At 67.7% G+C, this 22,938-nt stretch carries 26 protein-coding genes; 18 read left to right on the top strand and 8 right to left on the bottom strand.

The features are described from left to right. Positions 1 to 32 precede the first annotated feature (32 nt). From exaC to U8D42_RS18880, 6 genes are read left to right on the top strand one after another with little or no spacing between them, the layout of a single operon-like run. Positions 33 to 1,556, top strand: coding sequence for an acetaldehyde dehydrogenase ExaC (gene exaC, locus U8D42_RS18905; RefSeq protein WP_322858625.1), 1,524 nt, complete (start codon positions 33 to 35; stop codon positions 1,554 to 1,556). Beyond that, positions 1,557 to 2,045, top strand: coding sequence for a DUF779 domain-containing protein (locus U8D42_RS18900; RefSeq protein WP_085240795.1), 489 nt, complete (start codon positions 1,557 to 1,559; stop codon positions 2,043 to 2,045). It begins immediately after the preceding gene. Positions 2,046 to 2,055: 10 nt separating this feature from the next. Continuing rightward, positions 2,056 to 2,334, top strand: a complete 279-nt coding sequence (locus tag U8D42_RS18895) for a putative holin (protein ID WP_322858626.1) — start codon at positions 2,056 to 2,058, stop codon at positions 2,332 to 2,334. Then, positions 2,327 to 2,893 (top strand): hypothetical protein, encoded by a 567-nt coding sequence (locus U8D42_RS18890; RefSeq protein WP_322858627.1) that lies wholly within the window; start codon positions 2,327 to 2,329, stop codon positions 2,891 to 2,893. Before U8D42_RS18895 ends, U8D42_RS18890 begins: the two co-directional genes overlap by 8 nt. Before the next feature lie 33 nt (positions 2,894 to 2,926). After that, positions 2,927 to 4,321 carry a dihydrolipoyl dehydrogenase gene (lpdA, locus tag U8D42_RS18885; protein ID WP_085240798.1) on the top strand — a complete coding sequence of 465 codons (1,395 nt, stop codon included), beginning with the start codon at positions 2,927 to 2,929 and terminating at the stop codon, positions 4,319 to 4,321. A gap of 7 nt (positions 4,322 to 4,328) precedes the next feature. Next, a complete protein-coding gene (locus U8D42_RS18880) occupies positions 4,329 to 4,601 on the top strand; it encodes a hypothetical protein (RefSeq protein ID WP_085240799.1) in 273 nt (90 codons plus the stop codon). 7 nt (positions 4,602 to 4,608) lie between these two features. Here the strand turns inward: U8D42_RS18880 and U8D42_RS18875 are convergent, their stop codons facing one another. Both U8D42_RS18875 and ramB read right to left on the bottom strand, forming a co-directional pair. Then, positions 4,609 to 5,169: a carboxymuconolactone decarboxylase family protein gene (locus U8D42_RS18875; protein ID WP_085240800.1), complete on the bottom strand. Its 561-nt coding sequence runs from the start codon at positions 5,167 to 5,169 to the stop codon at positions 4,609 to 4,611. After that, a complete protein-coding gene (gene ramB, locus U8D42_RS18870) occupies positions 5,166 to 6,590 on the bottom strand; it encodes an acetate metabolism transcriptional regulator RamB (RefSeq protein ID WP_085240801.1) in 1,425 nt (474 codons plus the stop codon). The genes U8D42_RS18875 and ramB overlap by 4 nt, the downstream gene beginning before the upstream one ends. A gap of 163 nt (positions 6,591 to 6,753) precedes the next feature. On the opposite strand from ramB, the gene U8D42_RS18865 reads away from it, so the two are divergent. From U8D42_RS18865 to U8D42_RS18850, 4 genes are all read left to right on the top strand, one after another. Next, positions 6,754 to 7,548, top strand: coding sequence for an acyl-[acyl-carrier-protein] thioesterase (locus tag U8D42_RS18865; RefSeq protein WP_085240802.1), 795 nt, complete (start codon positions 6,754 to 6,756; stop codon positions 7,546 to 7,548). A gap of 268 nt (positions 7,549 to 7,816) precedes the next feature. Then, the gene (gene aceA, locus U8D42_RS18860) at positions 7,817 to 9,103 is read left to right on the top strand and encodes an isocitrate lyase (protein ID WP_085240803.1); all 1,287 of its coding nucleotides are present in this window, start codon (positions 7,817 to 7,819) and stop codon (positions 9,101 to 9,103) included. Positions 9,104 to 9,294: 191 nt separating this feature from the next. Further along, positions 9,295 to 10,158: a 3-hydroxybutyryl-CoA dehydrogenase gene (locus tag U8D42_RS18855; protein WP_322858628.1), complete on the top strand. Its 864-nt coding sequence runs from the start codon at positions 9,295 to 9,297 to the stop codon at positions 10,156 to 10,158. Positions 10,159 to 10,273: 115 nt separating this feature from the next. Further along, complete coding sequence (locus U8D42_RS18850; protein ID WP_322858629.1) at positions 10,274 to 11,134, top strand: cyclopropane mycolic acid synthase family methyltransferase; 861 nt, start codon at positions 10,274 to 10,276, stop codon at positions 11,132 to 11,134. Positions 11,135 to 11,160: 26 nt separating this feature from the next. Here the strand turns inward: U8D42_RS18850 and pcaA are convergent, their stop codons facing one another. Together pcaA and U8D42_RS18840 are read right to left on the bottom strand one after the other, a co-directional pair. Further along, entirely contained in the window at positions 11,161 to 12,024 is an 864-nt protein-coding gene (gene pcaA, locus U8D42_RS18845; protein ID WP_085240806.1) for a cyclopropane mycolic acid synthase PcaA, read from the bottom strand. A gap of 186 nt (positions 12,025 to 12,210) precedes the next feature. Further along, a complete protein-coding gene (locus U8D42_RS18840; RefSeq protein WP_322858630.1) occupies positions 12,211 to 12,933 on the bottom strand; it encodes a TetR/AcrR family transcriptional regulator in 723 nt (240 codons plus the stop codon). Between the two features lie 288 nt (positions 12,934 to 13,221). Here U8D42_RS18840 and U8D42_RS18835 point away from each other — a divergent pair, with 288 nt between their 5' ends. The 6 genes from U8D42_RS18835 (at position 13,222) to deoC (ending at position 17,163) form a co-directional block, all read left to right on the top strand. After that, the gene (locus U8D42_RS18835; protein ID WP_322858826.1) at positions 13,222 to 14,448 is read left to right on the top strand and encodes a DUF445 domain-containing protein; all 1,227 of its coding nucleotides are present in this window, start codon (positions 13,222 to 13,224) and stop codon (positions 14,446 to 14,448) included. 83 nt (positions 14,449 to 14,531) lie between these two features. After that, complete coding sequence (locus U8D42_RS18830) at positions 14,532 to 14,954, top strand: helix-turn-helix domain-containing protein (RefSeq protein WP_085240809.1); 423 nt, start codon at positions 14,532 to 14,534, stop codon at positions 14,952 to 14,954. Positions 14,955 to 15,096: 142 nt separating this feature from the next. Continuing rightward, positions 15,097 to 15,702, top strand: a complete 606-nt coding sequence (locus U8D42_RS18825) for a heparin-binding hemagglutinin (protein WP_322858631.1) — start codon at positions 15,097 to 15,099, stop codon at positions 15,700 to 15,702. Positions 15,703 to 15,780: 78 nt separating this feature from the next. Next, positions 15,781 to 16,068: a DUF2516 family protein gene (locus U8D42_RS18820; protein ID WP_067920761.1), complete on the top strand. Its 288-nt coding sequence runs from the start codon at positions 15,781 to 15,783 to the stop codon at positions 16,066 to 16,068. Between the two features lie 4 nt (positions 16,069 to 16,072). Continuing rightward, a complete protein-coding gene (locus tag U8D42_RS18815; RefSeq protein ID WP_322858632.1) occupies positions 16,073 to 16,486 on the top strand; it encodes a DUF2599 domain-containing protein in 414 nt (137 codons plus the stop codon). Continuing rightward, positions 16,486 to 17,163, top strand: coding sequence for a deoxyribose-phosphate aldolase (gene deoC / locus U8D42_RS18810; protein ID WP_322858633.1), 678 nt, complete (start codon positions 16,486 to 16,488; stop codon positions 17,161 to 17,163). Before U8D42_RS18815 ends, deoC begins: the two co-directional genes overlap by 1 nt. A 60-nt stretch (positions 17,164 to 17,223) precedes the next feature. On the opposite strand, the gene U8D42_RS18805 is transcribed toward deoC, so the two are convergent. The 3 genes from U8D42_RS18805 to U8D42_RS18795 are packed head-to-tail and all read right to left on the bottom strand — an operon-like array spanning position 17,224 to position 19,631. Beyond that, positions 17,224 to 18,255: an LmeA family phospholipid-binding protein gene (locus tag U8D42_RS18805; protein WP_322858634.1), complete on the bottom strand. Its 1,032-nt coding sequence runs from the start codon at positions 18,253 to 18,255 to the stop codon at positions 17,224 to 17,226. Beyond that, positions 18,252 to 19,082 (bottom strand): carbon-nitrogen hydrolase family protein, encoded by an 831-nt coding sequence (locus tag U8D42_RS18800; protein WP_322858635.1) that lies wholly within the window; start codon positions 19,080 to 19,082, stop codon positions 18,252 to 18,254. The genes U8D42_RS18805 and U8D42_RS18800 overlap by 4 nt, the downstream gene beginning before the upstream one ends. 24 nt (positions 19,083 to 19,106) lie before the next feature. Then, on the bottom strand, positions 19,107 to 19,631 hold the full coding sequence (locus U8D42_RS18795; protein ID WP_322858636.1) for a DUF2505 domain-containing protein: 525 nt from the start codon (positions 19,629 to 19,631) through the stop codon (positions 19,107 to 19,109). A gap of 26 nt (positions 19,632 to 19,657) precedes the next feature. On the opposite strand from U8D42_RS18795, the gene U8D42_RS18790 reads away from it, so the two are divergent. Then, a complete protein-coding gene (locus tag U8D42_RS18790; RefSeq protein WP_322858637.1) occupies positions 19,658 to 20,764 on the top strand; it encodes a UDP-N-acetylmuramate dehydrogenase in 1,107 nt (368 codons plus the stop codon). Between the two features lie 33 nt (positions 20,765 to 20,797). Beyond that, on the top strand, positions 20,798 to 22,159 hold the full coding sequence (locus tag U8D42_RS18785; protein WP_211279230.1) for a L,D-transpeptidase: 1,362 nt from the start codon (positions 20,798 to 20,800) through the stop codon (positions 22,157 to 22,159). On the opposite strand, the gene U8D42_RS18780 is transcribed toward U8D42_RS18785, so the two are convergent. Next, on the bottom strand, positions 22,143 to 22,892 hold the full coding sequence (locus U8D42_RS18780) for an SDR family oxidoreductase (RefSeq protein WP_322858638.1): 750 nt from the start codon (positions 22,890 to 22,892) through the stop codon (positions 22,143 to 22,145). The two genes, U8D42_RS18785 and U8D42_RS18780, sit on opposite strands and share 17 nt — an antisense overlap. Positions 22,893 to 22,938: the final 46 nt, after the last annotated feature.

Below are 22,938 nucleotides of genomic sequence, written 5' to 3'. Positions count from 1 at the left end.
GTATTACACAGGCGAACGAGGAGTGAGAGCGGATGACTGTTTTCGCACGTCCAGGTTCCGCTGGGGCGTTGATGTCGTACGAATCCCGCTACGACAATTTCATCGGGGGCCAGTGGGTCCGGCCCGCGCAGGGCCGCTACTTCGAGAACCCGACGCCGGTCACCGGCCAGCCGTTCTGCGAGGTGGCCCGCTCCGGCGAGGCCGATGTCGAGAAGGCGCTCGACGCCGCCCACGGGGCGGCCCGGGCGTGGGGCAGGACCGCACCGGCCGAGCGGGCGGCGGTGCTGAACAAGATCGCCGACCGGATGGAGGAGTACAAGGCGGCGCTGGCGGTGGCCGAGGTGTGGGACAACGGCAAACCGATCCGCGAGGCGCTCGGCGCCGACATCACGCTGGCGGTCGACCACTTCCGCTACTTCGCCGGGGCAATCCGCGCCCAGGAGGGTTCGCTGTCCCAGATCGACGAGGACACCGTCGCCTACCACTTCCACGAGCCGCTCGGCGTGGTCGGGCAGATCATCCCGTGGAACTTCCCGATCCTGATGGCCACCTGGAAGCTGGCGCCCGCGCTGGCGGCGGGCAACGCGGTGGTGCTCAAGCCCGCCGAGCAGACGCCGGTCTCGGTGCTCTATCTGATGTCGCTGATCGGCGACCTGCTGCCCGCCGGGGTCGTCAACGTCGTCAACGGGTTCGGCGCCGAGGCGGGCAAGCCGCTGGCCTCGAGCAACCGGATCGCCAAGATCGCCTTCACCGGCGAGACCACCACCGGGCGGCTGATCATGCAGTACGCCTCGCAGAACCTGATCCCGGTCACGCTGGAGCTCGGCGGCAAGAGCCCCAACATCTTCTTCTCCGACGTGATGGCCAAGCACGACGACTTTCAGGACAAGGCGCTCGAGGGCTTCACCATGTTCGCCCTCAACCAGGGTGAGGTGTGCACCTGCCCGTCGCGCAGCCTGATCCAGTCCGACATCTACGACGAGTTCCTCGAGCTCGCCGCGATCCGGACGAAGGCGGTGCGCCAGGGCGACCCGCTGGACACCGAGACCATGCTGGGCTCGCAGGCCTCCAACGACCAACTGGAAAAGGTGTTGTCCTACATCGAGATCGGCAGAAACGAAGGCGCCAAGATCATCACCGGCGGGGAGCGCGCCGAGCTGGGGGGCGACCTGTCCGGCGGCTTCTACATGCAGCCGACGATCTTCGCCGGCAACAACAAGATGCGGATCTTCCAGGAGGAGATCTTCGGCCCGGTGGTGGCGGTGACGTCGTTCTCCGGCTACGACGACGCCATCTCGATCGCCAACGACACCCTCTACGGGCTGGGCGCGGGGGTGTGGAGCCGCGACGGCAACACCGCCTACCGGGCCGGGCGCGACATCCAGGCCGGCCGGGTGTGGGTGAACTGCTATCACGCGTATCCCGCGCACGCCGCGTTCGGCGGGTACAAGCAGTCCGGCATCGGCCGCGAGAACCACAAGATGATGCTCGACCACTACCAGCAGACCAAGAACCTGATGGTGTCCTACTCCGAGAAGGCGCAGGGGTTCTTCTAGATGGGTTCCGGGCCTCCAACAGGAGTTGTCATCACGGCTCCGGCCGCGGAGCTGCTGGCCCGCCTGCAGGACCGCCACGGCCCGGTGATGTTCCACCAGTCCGGGGGCTGCTGCGACGGGTCGTCGCCGATGTGCTTCCCGCGCGGGGACTTCCTGGTCGGCGACCGCGACGTGTTGCTGGGCGTGCTCGACGTCGGAGACGGGGTGCCGGTCTGGATCTCGGGGCCGCAGTACGAGACCTGGAAGCACACGCAGCTGGTCATCGACGTGGTCCCGGGCCGCGGTGGCGGGTTCAGCCTGGAGGCGCCCGAGGGGCTGCGGTTCCTGTCCCGCGGCCGCGTCTTCACCGACGACGAACAGGCCGAGCTGCGCCGGGCGCCGGTCATCACCGGGGCCGACTACGAACGTGGCGAGCGCCCCGCCGCGCGCGGTGAGGTGGTGGCGGACGCGGCATTCCGAACGGGCGCTCCCCGCGGGCGACCGCAGTAATGTCGGAATCGTGATCCCCCTCCCGCGTCCACGGTCGCTGGCCGCCGCCATGCTGATCGGCGCCGCGGTCGGGTTACTCGCCGGGGTGGGATTCGCCGTGGCGGCCCATCCGGGCGTGCGCCCCGCGTTCGCCCTGGCGTCAGTGGTCGGGATTCCCAGCGTGGCCGGGCTGGTGACGATCCTGTTCTCCGGACGCCGGTGGGTGACGACGCTGGGCGCGTTTGTCCTGGCCCTGGCGACCGGCTGGTTCGGCGTGCTCGTCGCCCTCCAGGTGACCGCCCGTGGCTGACGACGAAACCCCGTCCAGCCCCGGCACCCAGTCCTGGGTGCCGGACTTCTCCGATTCCGACGAGGACACCGGGACGCAGTCCTGGATACCGGATTTCTCCGACGACGAGGAGGAAGGTGAGGAGGCCGCCGCGGCGACCGACGAGCCCGAGGCGCCCGCGCCGGCCGCCGCCGGGGAGGATTCCGGCGCCGACTCCGCTGTCGGGCCGGTGCAGCCGGTCACCGTTCCCGGCCGCTACCTCTACCTCAAGTGGTGGAAGCTGCTGCTGGTCGTCATCGGCGTGTGGTCGGTGGCGGCCGTCGTCGGGTTCGGCCTGTTCTATTGGTGGTATCACTCGGCCGACGTCACCCCGGTGCTGTTCGTGATCCTGGTCTATGTGGTGGCCTGCGCGGTCGCCGGCGTGCTGCTCGCGATGGTCGAGGGCAGGCCGCTGGTCGCCGCGCTGTCGCTGGCGGTGATGTCGGGGCCGTTCGCCTCCCTGGCCGCCGCGGCGCCCCTGGACGGGTATTACCACTGCGCCCGGGTGGGCCACTGTCTCGTCGGCCTCATTCCGTATTAACGCCGGACCCGGGCGGCCACTAGGGTAGGGGCCGTGACCCATTTTGACGTCGTCGTCCTCGGGGCCGGTCCCGGCGGATATGTCGCAGCCGTCCGCGCCGCACAGCTCGGCCTGAACACCGCAATCATCGAGCCGAAGTACTGGGGCGGAGTCTGCCTCAACGTCGGCTGCATCCCCTCCAAGGCGTTGCTGCGCAACGCCGAGCTGGTGCACATCTTCACCAAGGAGGGCAAGGCTTTCGGGATGAGCGGCGACGCGACGTTCGACTACGGCGCCGCCTTCGACCGCAGCCGCAAGGTGGCCGAGGGCCGGGTGGCCGGCGTGCACTTCCTGATGAAGAAGAACAAGATCACCGAGATCCACGGCTACGGCCGGTTCACCGACGCCAACACGGTGTCCGTCGACCTCAACGACGGCGGTACCGAAACCGTGACGTTCGACAACGCCATCATCGCCACCGGCAGCAGCACCCGGCTGGTCCCCGGGACGTCGCTGTCGGCCAACGTGGTCACCTACGAAGAGCAGATCCTGTCCCGCGAGCTGCCGGAGTCGATCGTCATCGCCGGCGCCGGCGCGATCGGCATGGAGTTCGGCTACGTCATGCGCAACTACGGCGTGGACGTGACCATCGTGGAGTTCTTGCCGCGCGCGCTGCCCAACGAGGACGCCGAGGTCTCCAAGGAGATCGAGAAGCAGTTCAAGAAGCTGGGCATCAAGATCCTCACCGGCACCAAGGTCGAGTCCATCGACGACAACGGCAGCGAGGTCACCGTGGCCGTCAGCAAGGACGGCAAGCCCGAGGAGCTCAAGGCCGCAAAGGTGTTGCAGGCCATCGGGTTCGCGCCCAACGTCGAGGGCTACGGGCTGGAGAAGGCCGGCGTGGCGCTGAACGAACACCGGGGTATCGGCATCAACGAGTACATGCGCACCAGCGTGCCCCACATCTACGCCATCGGCGACGTCACCGCCTTCCTCATGCTGGCCCACGTCGCCGAGGCCATGGGCGTGGTGGCGGCCGAAACCATCGCCGGCGCCGAGACTTTGCCGCTCGGCGACTGCCGGATGCTGCCGCGGGCCACCTTCTGCCAGCCGCAGGTGGCCAGCTTCGGACTGACCGAGCAGCAGGCCCGCGACGAAGGTTACGACGTCGTGGTGGCCAAGTTCCCGTTCACCGCCAACGGCAAGGCCCACGGCCTGGGCGACCCCAGCGGCTTCGTCAAGCTGGTCGCCGACGCCAGACACCTCGAGCTGCTGGGCGGGCACCTGATCGGCCACGACGTGTCCGAGCTGCTGCCCGAGCTGACGCTGGCGCAGAAGTGGGACCTGACCGCCACCGAGCTGGCGCGCAACGTGCACACCCATCCGACCATGTCCGAGGCGCTGCAGGAGTGCTTCCACGGCCTGGTCGGCCACATGATCAACTTCTAGCAGCCGCATGCGCAGCGACGTCGTTCTGGGGGCCGTCGGCGGCCTGGCCGCGGGCTATGTCCTGTGGCTGGCGGCTTTTTCGATCGCCGACGACAACGCGGCGGTGGGCCGGTGGGCCCCCACGGTGTTGCTGCTCTCGCTCGCCCTGGCCGTCTGCGCCACCACGTGGGCGTCGCTGATGCGCCGGCGCCGTAACTACGCGTGGTCGGGGTTCGGGTTCGCGCTGTCCCTGCCGCCGCTGCTGCTGACGCTGGCCGTCTTCGCCAACGTCTACCTTTGACCGCGGGCTAGCGCGGGTTGTCCAGCGGGATGTCCAGTGCCGCCATCGTCGCGGCCAGCCCGTCGTATTGGCTTGCCAGCAAGCAGAATTCGATCAGCTGACGCCGGTCGAGGTGCTCGGCGAGCCGCTGCCAGGTGGCGTCGGTGATGGTGCGGTCCTTGATGAGCTCGTCCGTCGCCGCCAGCAGCGCCTGCTGCCGCACGGTCAGGCGCGCCTCGACGCGGTCCAGCCGCTCGGGCCAGGCGAAGATGGCGGCCTGCAGGTCCGCGTTCAGGCCCTGCTTCGCGGCCATCCGGCGGTGGTGCTGCAGCTCGTATTCGCAGGCGCGCAGGTGGGCGACCCGCAGGATCACCAGCTCGGTGTCGATCGCGGGCAGCCGGCCGCGCAGCACGCGGCCGCTGTAGATGCTCCACGCCAAGAAGAGCAACCGGTGCTGGCCCAACGTGGTGAACAGGTGCATCTCGGGAGCCCGCACCGTGCGCGCGGCCGCCTTCGCCAGCACCCAGTTGATCGGGCCCAGTTCGCGGAACCGCCCCGACGGGATGCGGCCGTGCCGAGGTGCGGTCACGGCTGCTTCACCAGGTAGGGGGAGACGGTGCTGCGGTGCTCGTCGAGATCCAGCGCGCGCCCCAGGGCCGGGAAAGCCCGCTGCGGGCAGTTGTCGCGTTCGCAGACCCGGCAGCCCGCGCCGATCGGTGTGGCCACTGTTCCTGAATCCCCCGAGACGTCGAGTCCTTCCGAGTAGACGAGCCGGTGCGCGTGGCGAAGCTCGCAACCCAGTCCGATCGCGAAGGTTTTACCGGGCTGACCATACCGGGCGGCGCGGCGCTCCACCGTGCGGGCCACCCACATGTAGTTGCGGCCGTCGGGCATCTGGGCGATCTGGACCAGGATCTTGCCGGGGTTGGCGAACGTCTCGTACACGTTCCACAGCGGGCAGGTGCCGCCGCTGGAGGAGAAGTGAAAGCCGGTGGCGGACTGGCGCTTTGACATGTTGCCGGCCCGGTCGACCCGGACGAAGGAGAACGGCACCCCGCGCATCGACGGCCGTTGCATCGTCGAAAGCCGGTGCGCGATGGTCTCATAGCTCACCGAGTAGAACGAGGACAGCCGCTCGACGTCGTAGCGGAAATTCTCCGACACGTCGTGGAACTGGCGGTAGGGCAGCACCGCGGCCGCGGCGAAGTAGTTGGCCAGCCCGAGACGGGCCAGCGTGTGCGACTCGTCGCTGGTGAACTTGCCCTCCTCCACCAAGGCGTCGATGAGGTCGCCGTACTCGAGGTAGGCCAATTCGGCGGCCATCTTGAAGACCTGCTGACCCAGCGAGAGGTGGTTGCTGATCTCCAGCGTCTTGGTTTGCGGGTCATACCGGTGCAGCACCGTGTCGCCGAGATCGATCCTCCTGTTGATGTGCACCCCGTGCACCTCGGTCAGCCGGCGATTCAGCTCGCGGGCCAGGTCGCCGTGGTGCAGCCGCATCTGGATGGTCAGGTCTTCGGCGGCGGTGTCCAGCTCGTGCAGGTAGTTCTGCCGTTGGTAGAAGTAGTCGCGCACCTCTTCGTGCGGCATGGTGATCGACCCGGTGCCGCTGCCGTCGGAGTACCGCTCCTCGGTGGCGGCGGCCAGCTGCGCCGTGGTGATCCGGTAGCGCCGGTGCAGGTTGACCACCGCCCGGGCCAGGGTGGGGTGGGCGCTGACCATCTCGGCCACCTCGGTCGGGTCGACGTCGATGTCCAGGTCGCGGTCCATGGTGACCTCGCGCAGCTCGGCGACCAGCCTGGTGTCGTCCTGGGGCGCGAAGAAGGTGGCGTCGACGCCGAACACCTCGGTGATCCGCAGCAGCACCGCCACCGTCAGGGGGCGGACGTCATGCTCGATCTGGTTGAGGTAGCTCGGCGAGATCTCCAGCATCTGGGCCAGGGCGGCCTGGGAGAACCCGCGCTCGCTGCGCAGCTGGCGGACCCGGGAGCCCACGAACGTCTTGGACACTTCACCCAGCTTACCGGGCCTGCTAAGCGGAAATTGGCAGAGTTCGCAGCGGCGCCGGTCGCGTCGGAATTGGTTTTTGCCCCAGGTCGTTGGCATGATTCGCAGCGGAGGCCTCAGGGCTAAGCCTGGGGTTGCGTACGAGGAGGAAACGGGGAGCGAAGCCGTGAGCCTGGACAAAGAACTGATGCCGGTGCCCGACGGTCACCCCGACGTGTTCGATCGCGAGTGGCCGCTGCGGGTCGCCGACATCGACCGCACGGGCCGGCTGCGGCTGGACGCGGCCGCGCGGCACATCCAGGACATCGGCCAGGACCAGCTGCGCGAGATGGGTTTCGAGGAGACCCACCCGCTGTGGATCGTCCGGCGCACCATGGTCGACCTGCTCCGCCCGATCGAATTCCAGGACATGCTGCGGTGCCGGCGGTGGTGTTCGGGCACCTCCAACCGGTGGTGCGAGATGCGGGTCCGCGTCGACGGACGCAAGGGCGGGCTGATCGAGTCCGAGGCGTTCTGGATCAACATCAACCGGGAGACCCAGATGCCGTCGCGCATCTCCGACGACTTCCTGGCCGGCCTGCACAAGACGACGTCGGTGGACCGGCTGCGGTGGAAGGGCTACCTGAAGCCGGGTAGCCGCGACGACGCGGTCGAGATCCACGAGTTTCCCGTCCGGGTCACCGACATCGACCTGTTCGACCACATGAACAACTCGGTGTACTGGAGCGTCGTCGAGGACTACCTGGCGTCTCACCTGGCGCTGATGGCGCGGCCGCTGCGCATCACCATCGAGCACGAGGCGCCGGTGGCGCTGGGCGACAAACTCGAGATCATCTCGCACCTCCATCCGGCCGGATCGACCGACCAATTCGGTCCTGGGCTCGTCGATCGGCCTGTTACAACGCTCACATATGCGGTCGGCGACGAGACCAAAGCGGTCGCCGCGCTCTTCAACCGCTAACCGGACAAGCGTCCCGTTAATTCACCGGCTGACCTGCGGATTCTGGTTACCGGCGGGTAGATTCTGAAACGGTTCAGTTGCCGTTCATCTTCGCAAGATTTGCTAATCCACGCCGAGTCGTTGCCGAAATTGGCAAATGAAATGGGTGGAAATGCGTGGTCAGGCTGTGCCATCTTCGAGTTAGCACACCAGCGAAGTTGAGCCGCTAGCTACCGCCGGTGACGCGTTCACCCACCTCTGTAGTGAAGATCGTTAAGGAGCATGCGCAATGTCTGCCGTTGGCACCCCCAAGAGCGCCGAACAGATCCAGAAGGACTGGGACACCAACCCGCGTTGGAAGGACGTCAGCCGTACCTACACCGCTCAGGACGTCGTGGCCCTGCAGGGCAGCGTCGTCGAGGAGCACACGCTGGCCCGCCGCGGCGCCGAGGTGCTCTGGGAGCAGCTGCACGACCTGGAGTACATCAACGCCCTGGGCGCCCTGACCGGCAACATGGCCGTTCAGCAGGTCCGCGCCGGCTTGAAGGCCATCTACCTGTCGGGTTGGCAGGTCGCCGGTGACGCCAACCTGTCCGGCCACACCTACCCCGACCAGAGCCTGTACCCGGCCAACTCGGTGCCGCAGGTGGTGCGGCGCATCAACAACGCGCTGCTGCGCGCCGACGAGATCGCCCGCGTGGAGGGCGACACCTCGGTGGAGAACTGGCTGGCGCCGATCGTCGCCGACGGCGAGGCCGGCTTCGGTGGCGCGCTGAACGTCTACGAGCTGCAGAAGGCGATGATCGCCGCGGGCGTCGCGGGGTCGCACTGGGAGGACCAGCTGGCTTCGGAGAAGAAGTGCGGCCACCTCGGTGGCAAGGTGCTGATCCCCACCCAGCAGCACATCCGCACGCTGACCTCGGCCCGGCTGGCAGCGGACGTCGCCGACGTGCCGACGGTGGTGATCGCCCGCACCGACGCCGAGGCCGCCACCCTGATCACCTCGGACGTCGACGAGCGCGACCAGCCGTTCATCACCGGTGAGCGGACCAAGGAGGGCTTCTACCGGGTCAAGAACGGCCTCGAGCCCTGCATCGCCCGGGCCAAGGCCTACGCGCCGTACTCGGACCTGATCTGGATGGAGACCGGGACCCCGGACCTCGAGCTCGCGGCCAAGTTCGCCGAGGGCGTCAAGTCCGAGTTCCCCGACCAGATGCTGGCCTACAACTGCTCGCCGTCCTTCAACTGGAAGAAGCACCTGGACGACTCCACCATCGCGAAGTTCCAAAAGGAGCTTGGCGCAATGGGATTCAAGTTCCAGTTCATCACGCTGGCCGGCTTCCACGCGCTGAACTACTCGATGTTCGATCTGGCCTACGGTTACGCCCGTAACCAGATGAGCGCCTACGTCGAGCTGCAGGAGCGCGAGTTCGCCGCCGAGGAGCGCGGTTACACCGCGACCAAGCACCAGCGCGAGGTCGGTGCCGGTTACTTCGACCGCATCGCCACCACGGTCGACCCCACCTCGTCGACCACCGCGCTGACCGGCTCCACCGAAGAGGGTCAGTTTCACTGAGGACGAGCGGGCTTTGGCCCGCGAGTCACTGAGTCACTGAGGGGTGCTGAGCAGGCACGGAATCGTTCTTCTGCGGCCCAGTTGAGGCGATTCCGCGCCTGTTCGGCGATGAAGTAGCGTAGGCCCCGCCCAGTTGATGCTGGGCGGGGCCTATTGCGGTGCAAGACGATACGACACCGAAAGAGATGACAGTGAGCGACGCAGCGATTCAGCGGGTAGGGGTTGTCGGGGCCGGCCAGATGGGATCCGGCATCGCCGAAGTCTCGGTGCGTGCCGGTGTCGACGTGACGGTGTTCGAGACCACCGAGGCCCTGATCACGGCCGGACGCAACCGCATCGTGAAGTCCCTGGAGCGCGGGGTCAGCGCGGGCAAGGTCACCGAGCGCGAGCGTGACCGCGCGCTGAGCAAGCTGACCTTCACCACCGACCTCGAGGACCTCGCCGACCGCCAACTGGTCATCGAGGCGATCATCGAGGACGAGGCCGTCAAGGCGGACATCTTCGCCGAACTCGACCGCGTCATCAGCGACCCCGACGCGGTCCTGGCGTCCAACACCTCCAGCATTCCGATCATGAAGATCGCCGCCGCCACCAAGAACCCGCAGAGAGTGCTGGGGCTGCACTTCTTCAACCCCGTGCCGGTGCTGCCGCTGGTCGAGTTGGTCAGCACCCTGGTCACCGACGAAGCCGCCGCCGCGCGCACCGAGGAGTTCGCGAGCGCCGTCCTGGGCAAGCAGGTGGTGCGCTGCTCGGACCGGTCCGGCTTCGTCGTCAACGCGCTGCTGGTTCCCTACCTGCTGTCGGCCATCCGGATGGTCGAGGCCGGCTTTGCCACCGTCGAAGACGTCGACAAGGCGGTCGTCGCCGGGCTGTCACACCCGATGGGCCCGCTGCGGCTGTCCGACCTCGTCGGTCTGGACACCCTGAAGCTGATCGCGGACAAGATGTTCGAGGAATTCAAGGAGCCGCAGTACGGTCCGCCGCCGCTGTTGCTGCGCATGGTGGAGGCCGGCCGGCTCGGCAAAAAAGCGGGCCGGGGTTTCTACAGCTACTGACGCCCCGCCGCGCAACGCCGACGACGCCGATATTCCGCTCGGAAAGTCAAGACAGCGTTGGGTTTTCCGGTTAGTATGCTCGTGTTAAATACACGAAAGGGTAATCGGGAACCCCATGACCACATTGACTCCGTTCTATGAAGAATCGCAATCCATCTACGACGTTTCGGATGAGTTCTTTGCGCTGTTCCTAGATCCGACAATGGGCTATACGTGCGCTTATTTCGAACGCGGCGACATGACGCTCGAAGAGGCGCAGAATGCGAAGTTCGATCTGGCGCTGGGCAAATTGAATCTCGAGCCGGGGATGACGCTGCTCGACATCGGTTGCGGCTGGGGGGGAGCGCTGCAGCGGGCGATCGAGAAGTATGACGTCAACGTGATCGGGATCACGCTGAGCCGCAACCAGTTTGCCTACAGTAAGGCCAAACTCGCCGCCATCCCCACCGAGCGCAACGTCGAAGTCCGACTGCAGGGCTGGGAAGAGTTCGAGGACAAGGTCGACCGGATTGTCTCCATCGGCGCCTTCGAAGCCTTCAAGGCGGACCGCTGGCCGGCGTTTTTTGAACGCGCCCACCACATCCTGCCCGACGACGGCCGGATGCTCTTGCACACCATTTTGACCTATCAATGGCAGCAGATGCCCGCACTCGGCATCAAGCTGACGATGAGCGATATAAGATTCGCGCGATTCATCGGCACCGAGATTTTCCCAGGCGGCCAGTTGCCGACGCAGGAAGATATTTTCAAATTCGCTGAGCCCGCCGGGTTCTCGGTCGAAAAGGTGCAATTACTGCGTGAGCACTACGAGCGGACTCTCAATATATGGGCGGCAAATCTGGAGGCCAACAAGGAAGAGGCCATCAGGATCCAGTCGCAGGAGGTCTACGACCGGTATATGCACTACCTGACCGGCTGTGAGGACTTCTTCCGCAAGGGCATCAGCAATGTCGGCCAGTTCACCCTCGTGAAGTAGGCGGCGAGGGACCGGGGTTCGTTCCGCTACTTTTCCAGCGTGAACTGATCCACGTCGGTGTAGCCCTGGCGGAACAGCTTCGCGCAGCCCGTCAGGTACTTCATGTAACGGTCGTAGACCTCTTGGGACTGGATGGCGATGGCCTGCTCGCGATTGGCCTCGAGGGCGGCCGCCCAGGTCTCCAGCGTCCTCGCGTAGTGCAGCTGCAGCGAGTGCACCCGGGTCAGCTCGAACCCGGCCGTGACCGCGTACTCCCCGACGGTCTGCGGTGTGGGCAGCCAGCCCCCGGGGAAGATCTCGGTCAGGATGAATTGCGAGAAGTGCACGATCTCGCGGGTGAGCTTCATGCCCCGCGCGCGGGCGTCTTTGAAAGACGGGCGAACGATGGTGTGGAGCAACATCACACCGTCGGACGGCAGCGCTTGGTAGGCCATCTTGAAGAAGCGGCCGTAGCGCTGGCGACCGAAGTGCTCGAAGGCGCCGATCGAGACGATGCGGTCGACGGGCTCGTGGAACTTCTCCCACCCCTCCAGCAGCACTCGCCGGGTGCGGGGCGTGTCCATCGCGTCGAACGTCTTCTGCACGTGCTCGGCCTGGTTCTCCGACAACGTCAGGCCCACGACGTTCACGTCGTACTTCTCGATGGCCCGCCGCATGGTGGCGCCCCAGCCGCAGCCGATGTCGAGCAGCGTCATCCCCGGCTCGAGCTTCAGCTTGCCCAGCGCCAGATCGATCTTGGCCAGCTGCGCCTCTTCCAGGGTCATGTCGTCACGCTCGAAGTAGGCGCAGCTGTACGTCTGGGTGGGGTCCAGGAACAAGCGGAAGAAGTCGTCGGACAAGTCGTAGTGGGCTTGCACATTTCCAAAATGCGGCGTGAGCTGCACGGACATGTCGAGAAGAGCCTTTCGTTATGCGGAGGCAGGGATCGCCGGCCAGCACGACGCAACCCTGCGTCACCCCCGATGCACCCCTGCATGCTAGCCGCTGCGGCGATGCAAGTCGCTCTCCCTAGCCGGTCATAGCGTCACACGAGACGGACCGCATTGACAAAAAATCCGGCCGCGCTGCGTCGCAGCTCACTCGAGCGGGGATCGATCCGAATGCTCACGGGGCGGCACGATCGGGGACGGGTGGGGCTCTGCGCGGAACTTCTGCAGCGAGCCGCCGACCTCGACGATGCCCTTCAGCGCGTTCCAGCTCAGCATCGTCAGGTAGTCGATCAACTCGTCGCGGCTCATGCGGGGGGAGGACATCCAGGAGTGCGTGGCCAGCTGCACGCCGCCGACGATCAGGTAGGACCACGGCTCCACACCGCCGGTGTCCATCCCGGCCTGCTGCATGCGGCGCCGCATCATCACCGCGAGCATGCGGGCGATGATCCGCTCGGAGTCGGCGATCACCTTGCTCTTGCTCGCCGAGCTGTTGGACATCACGAACCGGTACGGCTCGGGCTCGGACGCCACGGTGTCGACGTACACCCGGATGACCTCGCGGGTCAGGTCGAAGCCGTCCAGGTTGGACGTCAGCGCGGCGGCCATGTTGGGAATCAGCGTGGTCTGGGTGAACCGCATCATCACGGCGGTGGTCAGGTCGTTCTTGTCGACGAAATAGCGGTACAGCACGGTTTTGGAGACGCCGATCTCCGCGGCGATGTCGTCCATGCTCAGGGTGCCGCCCCGCCGCCGAATCGCATCGATCGTGCCGTCTACCAACTCGTTGCGGCGCTCCACCTTGTGCTGGTGCCAGCGCCGCTTGCGGCCATCCGTCTTAACCGCCGCAGCCAACATTCGCTCTGCCACTGTCGCCGAATCCCATTCACTAGACGCCTCGATACTACGGCGTGCGGACGTGTTTGGGGCTCCGGCCGCATCCCGGCGCGGGCCGCCGACCAGTGTCGTCACACTAATCGCCCGCGAACGATAGATGATGGAGTGGTGGTACACAGAGCCTCGCCTCGAGGCGAAGCGTCGGGACCGCACGCCGCGGCGCCGAGCCCGACGCCACCGTCGACCGGAACGGGGCGTCCACACACCTCGTTCGCCGAATCCTTCGCCGGCGCCGACCCGCAGGCCGACGCGGAGCGCCGGGTGGCGCTGCGCCGGATGAAGGCCGTGGCGCTGGGCTTCCTGGTCGGCGCCACCGTCCTGTTCCTCGCCTGCCGCTGGGCCCAGGCGCACGCCCACCTCGGGGCCTGGGTGGGCTTCGTCGGAGCCGCGTCCGAGGCGGGGATGGTGGGCGCGCTGGCCGACTGGTTCGCGGTGACCGCACTGTTCCGGCATCCGCTGGGCATCCCCATCCCGCACACGGCGATCATCAAGCGCAAGAAGGATCAGCTCGGCGAGGGGCTGGGCACCTTCGTGCGGGAGAACTTCCTGTCGCCGCCGGTGGTGGAGACCAAGCTGCGAGACGCCCAGGTGCCCGGCCGGCTCGGCAAGTGGCTGTCGGAGACCGCGCACGCCCAGCGCGTGGCCGGCGAGACGGCGACGGTGCTGCGGGTGCTGGTCGAGCTGCTGCGTGACGACGACGTTCAGCAGGTGATCGACCGGATGATCGTCCGCCGCATCGCCGAGCCGCAGTGGGGGCCGCCGGTCGGGCGGGTGTTGGCGACCCTGCTGGCCGAGAACCGGCAGGAGGCCTTGATCCAGTTGCTGGCCGACCGCGCCTTCCAGTGGTCGCTGAACGCCGGCGAGGTCATCCAGCGCGTGGTCGAGCGCGACTCGCCGACGTGGTCGCCGCGCTTCGTCGACCACCTGGTCGGCGACCGCATTCACCGCGAGCTGATGGACTTCACCGACAAGGTGCGCCGAAATTCCGATCACGAGCTGCGCCGGTCGGCCACCCGGTTCCTGTTCGAATTCGCCGACGACCTGCAGAACGACGCGGAGACCATCGCGCGCGCCGACGCGATCAAAGAACAGCTGATGGCGCGCGACGAGATCGCCAACGCCGCCGCGACGGCCTGGAAGACCCTGAAACGGCTGGTGCTCGAGGGCGTCGATGACCCCTCCAGCACGCTGCGCACCCGCATCGCCGACACGGTGGTCCGCATCGGGGAGTCGCTGCGCGACGACGCCGACCTGCGCGACAAGGTGGACAACTGGATCGTGCGCGCGGCCCAGCACCTGGTTTCGCAATACGGGGTGGAGATCACGGCGATCATCACCGAAACCATCGAGCGCTGGGACGCCGACGAGGCCAGCCGGCGCATCGAGCTCCACGTGGGCCGTGACCTGCAGTTCATCCGGATCAACGGCACCGTGGTGGGCTCCCTGGCGGGCCTGGTGATCTACGCCGTCGCGCAGCTACTTTTCTAGTAGTGCTAACAAGTGCTTGCAATAGCAAGCACTTGTAGTAGTCTGTGGTCGTCACGATCGATCGTCCGACCCAGGAGCACGCGATGGGGCCCGAGGAGAAGCTCTCCGCCAAGGTGTCCAACGCCGCCTCCGACATGGCGTCGGACATCGGGAGTTTCATCCGGAGCCAGCGCGAACTCGCGCAGGTCTCGGTGCGCCAACTCGCCGAGAAGTCCGGTGTCAGCAATCCGTACCTGAGCCAGGTGGAACGCGGGTTGCGCAAGCCGTCGGCCGACGTGCTCAACCAGATCGCGAAGGCGCTGCGCGTCTCCGCCGAGGTGCTCTACGTGCGGGCCGGAATCCTCGAGCCCAGCGACAAGAGCCAGGTGCGCGACGCCATCATCACCGACACCGCGATCACCGAGCGACAGAAGCAGGTTCTGCTCGACATCTACACATCGTTCACCCAACAAAACGAATCCAGTGAGCCAACCAGCGAGGAGTGTTCGTCCGAACCCATCGGGTAGCGCTGGTGACGTATAGACCACCGACCGCCCGGGTTACCCAGAAGCGAGGATCCGACGGTCCCCGGAGGAGAAACACCCGCTCGCCTGGCTCCCACAACAACACCAAGAACGCCGACAACGGAAAACCATGAAAGGAAGAACCATGGCGGACAACACGAATATCGAGGACTTGCGGGCTCCCCTGCTGGCGGCCCTCGGCGCGGCAGACCTGGCTCTGGCGACGGTCAACGAATTGATCGCCAACCTGCGTGACCGCGCGGAGGAGACCCGCGCCGACACCCGCTCGCGGGTGGAGGAGAGCCGCGCGCGCCTGACCAAGTTGCAGGAGGACCTGCCCGAGCAGCTGGGCGAGCTTCGCGAGCGGTTCACCAGCGACGAACTGCGCAAGGCGGCCGAGGGCTACCTGGACGCGGCGACCAACCGCTACAACGAGCTGGTCGAGCGGGGCGAGGCCGCCCTGCAGCGGCTGCGCAGCCAGACGGGCCTGGACGACGCCTCCGCCCGCGCCGAGGGCTACGTGGACCAGGCCGTCGAGCTGACCCAGGAGGCGCTGGGCACCGTCGCGTCGCAGACCCGCGCCGTCGGTGAGCGCGCGGCCAAGCTGGTCGGCATCGAGCTGCCGAAGAAGTCCGACGAGGCCGCCGGGAAGGCGCAGAAGGCCGTCGCCAAGAAGGCGCCCGCCAAGAAGGCTCCGGCCAAGAAGGCTCCGGCCAAGAAGGCCGCCGCCAAGAAGGTCACCCAGAAGTAAGTCGAGCGGCCGACTCGGAGTTGTCGATCGGGCAACTCTGAGTCGACGTTTCCGATGGCGCCCGCATACGCTTAAGGCGTGAGCCACCTCGTGGGTACCGTCATGTTGGTCTTGCAGATCGCCGTCTTGGTCACGGCGGTATATGCGTTCGTGCATGCCGCCTTGCAGCGGCCCGACGCCTACACCGCCGCCGACAAGCTGACCAAGCCGGTGTGGCTGGTGATCCTCGGCGGGGCCGTCGCGCTGACGTCCATTCTGAGTTTCGTCTTCGGGGTACTCGGGATGGCCATCGCCGCGTGTGCGGCGGGCGTGTATCTGGTCGACGTGCGACCCAAACTCCTGGAAATTCAAGGTAAGTCGCGCTAGCGCGATGAAGGCGCTGCTGACGGCGCCGGCGGCGGCGCTCGTCGCGCTGTGGGGCCCGGGCAGTGCGGCGGCGGCCGACCCGGTCACGATGTCGCCCCCGTTCGTCGACCACACCCAGTGGGCGCAGTGGCATGGCCTGGCCAGCCTGCGCGTCTACCCGACACCGTCGGGCCGGCTGGCCTCCACACAGCCCGCCAACGCCGCCCTCGCCGACGAGGCGTGGGGCGAGGTGCTGGCGCTGTCACCGAACGCCGACACCCCCGGCATGCGCGCTCAGTTCATCTGTCACTGGCAGTTCGCCGAACTGGCGGAGCCCGGCAAGGTCAGCTGGAACCTGGAGCCGTGGCGACCCGTCGTCGACGACGCCGAGATGGTGGCGTCCGGATGCAACCCGGGCGGACCCGAGGAGAGGTTCTAGTGGCGAGCAAACCCACCCGCGCCCAATTGGCGGCCATGGTCGACCACACCCTGCTCAAGCCCGAGGCCACGGAGGCGGACGTGGCCGCCCTGGTCGCCGAGGCCGCGGAGCTGGGCGTCTACGCCGTGTGCGTCTCGCCGTCGATGGTGCCCGTCGCCGTGCGAGCCGGGGGAGTCCTACCGGTGGCCAGCGTGGCGGGTTTCCCGTCGGGCAAGCACACGTCGGCGATCAAGGCGCAGGAGGCCAAACAGGCCGTGGCATCCGGCGCCGCCGAGGTCGACATGGTCATCGACATCGGCGCCGCACTGGCCGGGAACATCGGCGCGGTGCGGGCCGATATCGCGGCCGTGCGCGCCGCCGTCCCCGATGCCGTGCTGAAGGTGATCGTGGAGTCGGCCGTGCTGTTGTCCGGGACGGACGACGGCACGCTGGTCCAGGTGTGTCGTGCGGCCGAGGATGCCGGCGCCGACTTCGTGAAAACGTCGACCGGGTTCCATCCCGCGGGCGGCGCGTCGGTGCGCGCGGTCGCCGTGATGAGCCAGACCGTCGGCGGCCGGCTGGGCGTGAAGGCCAGCGGCGGCATCCGCGACGCCACCGCGGCACTGGCGATGCTGGACGCGGGCGCCACCCGGCTGGGCCTGTCCGGCACCCGGGCGGTGCTCGACGGGCTGGGCTGAATGGTCCGGCGCCTCAGCGCGCCGGCGCCGGCGCGCATCGTTGCCGGACGGCTCAGACCGTCAGAGGTTGGCGAAGCAGGGGTCGTTGTTGTTGCCGGTGGGAATGCTCGCGTTCTGCGTCGAGAAGTGACTGGTCACACCGGTCGAGGTGACCTGGACGCTGTCCGCGTGGATGCCCAGCGGGTAGTTCTTGGTGAATTGCGACGTGAAGTCGTCCAGCGTCGACTGCACCGACTCCTTGGGCATCGTGAACCCGAGCGCGTTGAAGCTCACGATCTGCAGCTTCAGGCCGGTGCCCGACACCACCGGCTTGGTGGTGAGGTTGTCCAGCATGCCCTTGAGCTCGATGGTGCCGTCGTTGGGATGCGTGGTCACCGTGTTGGTCACGAACGGGCCGAGCACCGGAATCGCGTTCTGGACGGATTCCTTGATCCCGTCCGACGTCCACGTGATGGTCGCGTCGAGCGATCCGATGGTGCCCTTGGAGTTCGCGGTGTTCTTGAGCTGGACGTTACGGATGTCGATGGCGATCTTCATGCCCTTGGCGTCGCGGACCTGGTTGCCCGCCGTCGTCACCGAGATGTTCGTGTAGTGCTTGGTGAGCTGCTGCCAGAGCATCAGCGGCGCCACCCCGAACGACGCGGTGGCCTGATCCTTGACCTCGCAGGCCACCGCCTCGGCGACCTTCCTGTTGGCGATGTGGCGGACATACAGCTCGGCGCCGACCAGCCCGGCGATCACCAGGCAGACCACGATGATGCAGACGAGCACGACCGAAAGCGGATCGCGCAGGAAGCGGCGCTTCTTCCCCGGCGCCGCGTTCCCGCCGGGTGTGGCCAGCTTCTCCGTCGGGCCTGCAGGCGGGATCGGTGGAGGCGGCGGCGGGTAATCGGGCTGCTGCATGCTCGGCGGGGGCGTGCCCAACCGCTCGGTCTGACCCGGCGGCGGACCGGCGGACGGCGGCGGCGCGGCGGCACCGCCGGTATTGATCTGCTCGGTTGGCCGCTCGGTGGGGGGCTGGCCGAAGGCCCCCGGGCTGCCAGGACGGCCCCACGTCGACGGGTCGTTCGGTGGTCCTTGTGGGTTCGTCACCCGACCGATTCTGCCCTATCGAGCTGAGCGAAATCTGAGTGGTTGCGCAGCACCGCGATGCTCTCGCGGGCCTTGGCCACCCGTTCGACGTCGATGTCGGCGACCACCAACTCCGGCTCCGGGCCGGCCGACGCGACGACTTCACCGAACGGGGACGCCACCAGGCTGCCGCCCACCCCGGTGGGCGCGCCCGTGTTCGTCAATGTCGCGCCGGGGTCGGCCTGGCCGGCGGCCGCGACGTACGTCATCGAGTCGAGCGCGCGCGCCCGCGCCAGCAGCGTCCACTGGTCGAGCTTGCCGGGGCCGGCGCCCCAGGACGCGCACACGGCGATCAGCTGCGCGCCGCGGCGGGCCAGCTCGGTGTACAGCGCCGGGAAGCGGATGTCGTAACAGACGGTCAACCCCACCCGCACGCCGGCGACCGTGATCACCACCGGCTCGCGGCCGGGTGCGACGGTGCGCGACTCGGTGAACCCGAACGCGTCGTAGAGGTGGATCTTGTCGTAGTGGGTGTCCGGTTCGTTGGGGCTGCCCGGGCCGGCCGCGATCAGCGTGTTCTTCACCCGGCCGTCCCCGGCCGGGGTGAACATGCCGGCGATCACCGCGATCCCGCAGTCGGTCGCGGTGCGCCGCACGCTCGTCGCCCATGGGCCGTCGAGCGGCTCGGCGATCGGCGCCAACGGAACGCCGAACCGGCACATGGTCGCCTCCGGGAACACCACCACGTCCGCGCCCGCGTCGGCGGCCCGTCCGCTGTACTCGCGCACCAGCTCCAGGTTCGCGACCGGATCGGTGCCGCTGGAGATCTGCGCCAACGCGATTCGCATGGGCGCCAGCTTAGGCCGGGCCGGTCACACCGTTCCGGCGATCCACTCCGTGGTGAACCGTTGTTCGGCCGCCACCAGCTCGGCCAGCCGGGTGCCGATGATGTTCTCCAGCTTGCCGCCGATGATCGGGACCCGGACCTGGACGGTGGCCCGGAAGCTCAGTCGCGCGCCGCCGGTCTTCGGGATCGACGACAGCATGGCGGTGCCGGTGAGATGCACCGGGGCGTCCAATATCGAGCCGACGACCGTACCCCGCGCCGCGCCGTCGGCTACCGGTCCCCATGTTTCCTCGCGGCGGATGCGCAGGTCGCCGCTGTGCAATTGCGTGACCATCCCCGGCAGCTTGTGGCTGTGGATCACCTGGACGGTGACGACCTCGACGGTGTCTTCGTCCCCGGTCTCGCCGCCGACCCGCATCGACTCCAGCGTTGCGAGGTCGACGCCGGATCCGGCCAGCCGTGCCAGCCAATAGGTCTCGTCGGTGAACGCCCGATGCACCTCTTCAACGCTGCCGTCGTAGTCGGCCGACAAGTCGAATGAACGCGGCATAGCAGGTGAGGCTACCGTTACGGGCCATGAAATCCAGCGATGCCGGTTCGACATTCGCCGGCGCGCATGTCGCCGACGCGGTGTCGCTCGCGCCGCTGACGACGCTGCGGATCGGGCCGGTGGCGCGCCGCCTGATCACCTGCGCCAGCACCCAGCAGGTGCTCGACGTGCTGGGACAGCTGGACGCCGAAAGCCGTGGGGGAGAACGTGGCCCGGTGCTGGTGTTCGCCGGCGGCTCCAACCTGGTGATCGCCGACACGCTGACCGACCTGACCGCGGTGCGGTTGGCCAACGACGGCATCGCCGTCGACGGCAACCTGGTGCGCGCGGAGGCCGGTGCGGTATGGGACGACGTCGTGGTCACCGCCATCGAGCACGGTCTGGGTGGGCTGGAATGCCTGTCCGGGATCCCCGGCTCGGCCGGGGCGACCCCGGTGCAGAACGTCGGGGCATACGGCGCCGAGGTCTCCGACACCATCACGCGGGTCCGGATACTCGACCGCGGCAGCGGCGAGGTCCGCTGGGTGCCCGGCGGCGAGCTCGGCTTCGGCTACCGCACCAGCGTGTTCAGGCGGACCGGTCACGCCGGTTTCGAAATGCCTTGGCTCGTACTGGAAGTCGAGTTCGCGCTGGACGCCTCGGGGCGCAGCGCGCCGCTGCGCTACGGCGAACTCGCGGCCGCGCTGGGCGCCGGCGGCGGGGAGCGTGCCGATCCCCGGGCGGTGCGCCGGGCGGTGCTGACGCTGCGCGGCCGCAAAGGCATGGTGCTCGACCCGGGCGACCACGACACGTGGAGCGTGGGTTCGTTCTTCACCAACCCGGTCGTCGCGCCCGAGGTCTACGAGCGGCTGGCCGCCGGCTTCGAGGGGCCGGTCCCGCACTATCCGGCACCGGACGGCGTCAAGCTGGCCGCCGGCTGGCTGGTGGAGCGGGCCGGCTTCGCCAAGGGTTATCCCGCCGATCCGGCGGCCCGGTGCCGGCTGTCCACCAAGCACGCATTGGCGCTGACCAACCGCGGCGGCGCCACCACCGAAGACGTGCTCGCACTGGCCCGCACCATCCGCGACGGCGTCCGCGATGTGTTTGGTGTCACACTGAAACCCGAGCCGGTGCTGCTGGGCTGCAGGCTGTAGCTCGGAATCCCTCCCACGACCGCCCCGACGGCGATTTGTCGCGGCGGGGTTGATGGATTTTGCCCGGTATCTTTGTTTTTCGTGAGCACGTCGCAGAACCCGCCGCCGATCAACCGGCGCGTGGCTTTGGCGACCCTCGGACTGGGGGTGTTCGCCCCGAGCCTGTTGGCCGCCTGCAGCGGCACCACGTCCAGGCAGGCCCAGAAGAAGGAGCAGCCCGGCCCGCAGCTGAAGTTCCAGCCGGCCGACGCGACCGAGAACGTGGTGCCGATCGCGCCGATCAGCGTCCAGATCAGCGACGGTTGGTTCCAGCACGTGGCGCTGACGAATTCCGCGGGCAAAGTGGTGGCGGGCAAGTTCAACTCCGACCGCACCGTCTACACCACCACCGAGCCGCTGGGCTACGACTCGACCTACACCTGGACCGGGTCGGCGGTCGGGCACGACGGCAAGGCGATCCCGGTCGCGGGCAAATTCACCACCGTGTCGCCCACCAAGAAGATCAGCGGGGCGTTTCAGCTGGCCGACGGGCAGACCGTCGGGGTGGCGGCGCCGATCATCATCCAGTTCGACGCGCCGATCACCGACAAGGCCGCCGTCGAGAAGGCGCTGACCGTCACCACGAATCCGCCCGTCGAGGGCAGCTGGGCCTGGCTGCCCGACGAGGCGGCCGGCGCCCGGGTGCACTGGCGCACCCGCGAGTACTACCCCGCGGGCACGACCGTCAACGTCGACGCCAAGCTGTACGGCCTGCCGTTCGGTGACAGCGCGTACGGGGCCGAGGACATCTCGCTGAATATCGCGATCGGTCGCCGGCAGGTGGTGAAGGCCGAGGTCTCGTCGCACCGCATCCAGGTGATCAGGGACGAAGGCGTCATCATGGACTTTCCGTGCAGCTACGGCGAGGCCGACAAGGCGCGCAACGTCACCCGCAACGGCATCCACGTGGTCACCGAGAAGTACGCCGACTTCTACATGTCCAACCCAGCGGCCGGCTACAGCCATGTGCACGAGCGGTGGGCGGTGCGGATCTCCAACAACGGCGAGTTCATCCACGCCAACCCGGCGAGCGCGGGCGCGCAGGGCAACACCAACGTCACCAACGGCTGCATCAACCTGTCGACCGGCGACGCGGAGCAGTACTACCAATCGGCGATGTACGGCGACCCGGTCGAGGTGACCGGCAGCTCCATCCAGCTGTCCTACTCCGACGGCGACATCTGGGACTGGGCGGTCGACTGGGATACCTGGGTCGCCATGTCGGCGCTGCCGCCGCCGACCGCGCGTCAGCCGTCGACGCAGATCCCGGTCACCGCGCCCGTCACCCCGTCGACCGCTCCCAGCCTGTCCGGCACGCCGACGACCACGACCACGAGCACTAGCCCCGGCGGTTAAAGCGGGTGGCCGACGCCTGATCGCGAGGCTTCATCACGATCAGGTCGAGGTCGACGTGGGATGGCCGGGACGCCACGAAGCCGATCACCTCGGCGACGTCCTCGGCGACCAGCGGGGTGATGCCGCTGTACACGGCGTCCGCCCGCTGCTGATCGCCGTCGAAGCGCACCAGCGAAAACTCGGTCTCGACCGCGCCCGGCGCGATCTCGGTCAGCCGCACCGGCTTGCCCAGCAGCTCGCCGCGCAGCGTGCGGTGCAGCGCTCCCTGGCCGTGTTTGGCCGCGGTGTACCCGGCGCCGCCGTCGTAAACCTCAAGTGCGGCAACGGAAGTCACCGTGATGATCAGGCCGTCGCCGGAATCGATGAGCTTGGGCAGCAGCGCGCGGGTGACCCGCAGCGTGCCCAGCACGTTGGTCTCCCACATCCATCGCCAGTGCTCGAGGTCGGCGTCGGCGACCGGTGCCAGCCCGCGGGCGCCACCGGCGTTGTTGACCAGCACGTCGACCCGGCTCAACTCATCGGCCAGCGCGGCGACCGCGGCGTCGTCCGTGACGTCGGCCGCAATCGCCGTTCCGCCGATCTCCCTGGCCAGGGCGTTGATCCGGTCTGCCCGCCGCGCCACCGCGACCACGTGGAAGCCCTGGGCGGCAAGGGTGTGGGCCGTCGCCTCCCCGATCCCGGAACTGGCGCCGGTGACCACCGCGACCCGCTCATTCCTGATTTTTCCCACCATCGAAACAACCTTAATGAACGTGCTAAATTTTTGGGGTGCACCTCAG

Origin of the sequence: Mycobacterium europaeum (genome assembly GCF_034555895.2) — a bacterium.
GTDB classification, from domain to species: domain Bacteria; phylum Actinomycetota; class Actinomycetes; order Mycobacteriales; family Mycobacteriaceae; genus Mycobacterium; species Mycobacterium europaeum.
The sequence above is the reverse complement of the archived record's forward strand: the minus strand, read 5'-3'. Positions and strand labels throughout refer to the sequence as shown.

Excerpts from the sequence above, each read along its gene's own strand:
- exaC (WP_322858625.1), top strand. The coding sequence starts at position 33 with ATGACTGTTTTCGCACGTCCAGGTTCCGCTGGGGCGTTGATGTCGTAC.
- U8D42_RS18900 (WP_085240795.1), top strand. The coding sequence starts at position 1,557 with ATGGGTTCCGGGCCTCCAACAGGAGTTGTCATCACGGCTCCGGCCGCG.
- U8D42_RS18880 (WP_085240799.1), top strand. The coding sequence starts at position 4,329 with ATGCGCAGCGACGTCGTTCTGGGGGCCGTCGGCGGCCTGGCCGCGGGC.
- aceA (WP_085240803.1), top strand. The coding sequence starts at position 7,817 with ATGTCTGCCGTTGGCACCCCCAAGAGCGCCGAACAGATCCAGAAGGAC.
- U8D42_RS18850 (WP_322858629.1), top strand. The coding sequence starts at position 10,274 with ATGACCACATTGACTCCGTTCTATGAAGAATCGCAATCCATCTACGAC.
- pcaA (WP_085240806.1), bottom strand. The coding sequence starts at position 12,024 with ATGTCCGTGCAGCTCACGCCGCATTTTGGAAATGTGCAAGCCCACTAC.
- U8D42_RS18830 (WP_085240809.1), top strand. The coding sequence starts at position 14,532 with ATGGGGCCCGAGGAGAAGCTCTCCGCCAAGGTGTCCAACGCCGCCTCC.
- U8D42_RS18825 (WP_322858631.1), top strand. The coding sequence starts at position 15,097 with ATGGCGGACAACACGAATATCGAGGACTTGCGGGCTCCCCTGCTGGCG.
- U8D42_RS18815 (WP_322858632.1), top strand. The coding sequence starts at position 16,073 with ATGAAGGCGCTGCTGACGGCGCCGGCGGCGGCGCTCGTCGCGCTGTGG.
- U8D42_RS18800 (WP_322858635.1), bottom strand. The coding sequence starts at position 19,082 with ATGCGAATCGCGTTGGCGCAGATCTCCAGCGGCACCGATCCGGTCGCG.
- U8D42_RS18795 (WP_322858636.1), bottom strand. The coding sequence starts at position 19,631 with ATGCCGCGTTCATTCGACTTGTCGGCCGACTACGACGGCAGCGTTGAA.
- U8D42_RS18790 (WP_322858637.1), top strand. The coding sequence starts at position 19,658 with ATGAAATCCAGCGATGCCGGTTCGACATTCGCCGGCGCGCATGTCGCC.
- U8D42_RS18780 (WP_322858638.1), bottom strand. The coding sequence starts at position 22,892 with ATGGTGGGAAAAATCAGGAATGAGCGGGTCGCGGTGGTCACCGGCGCC.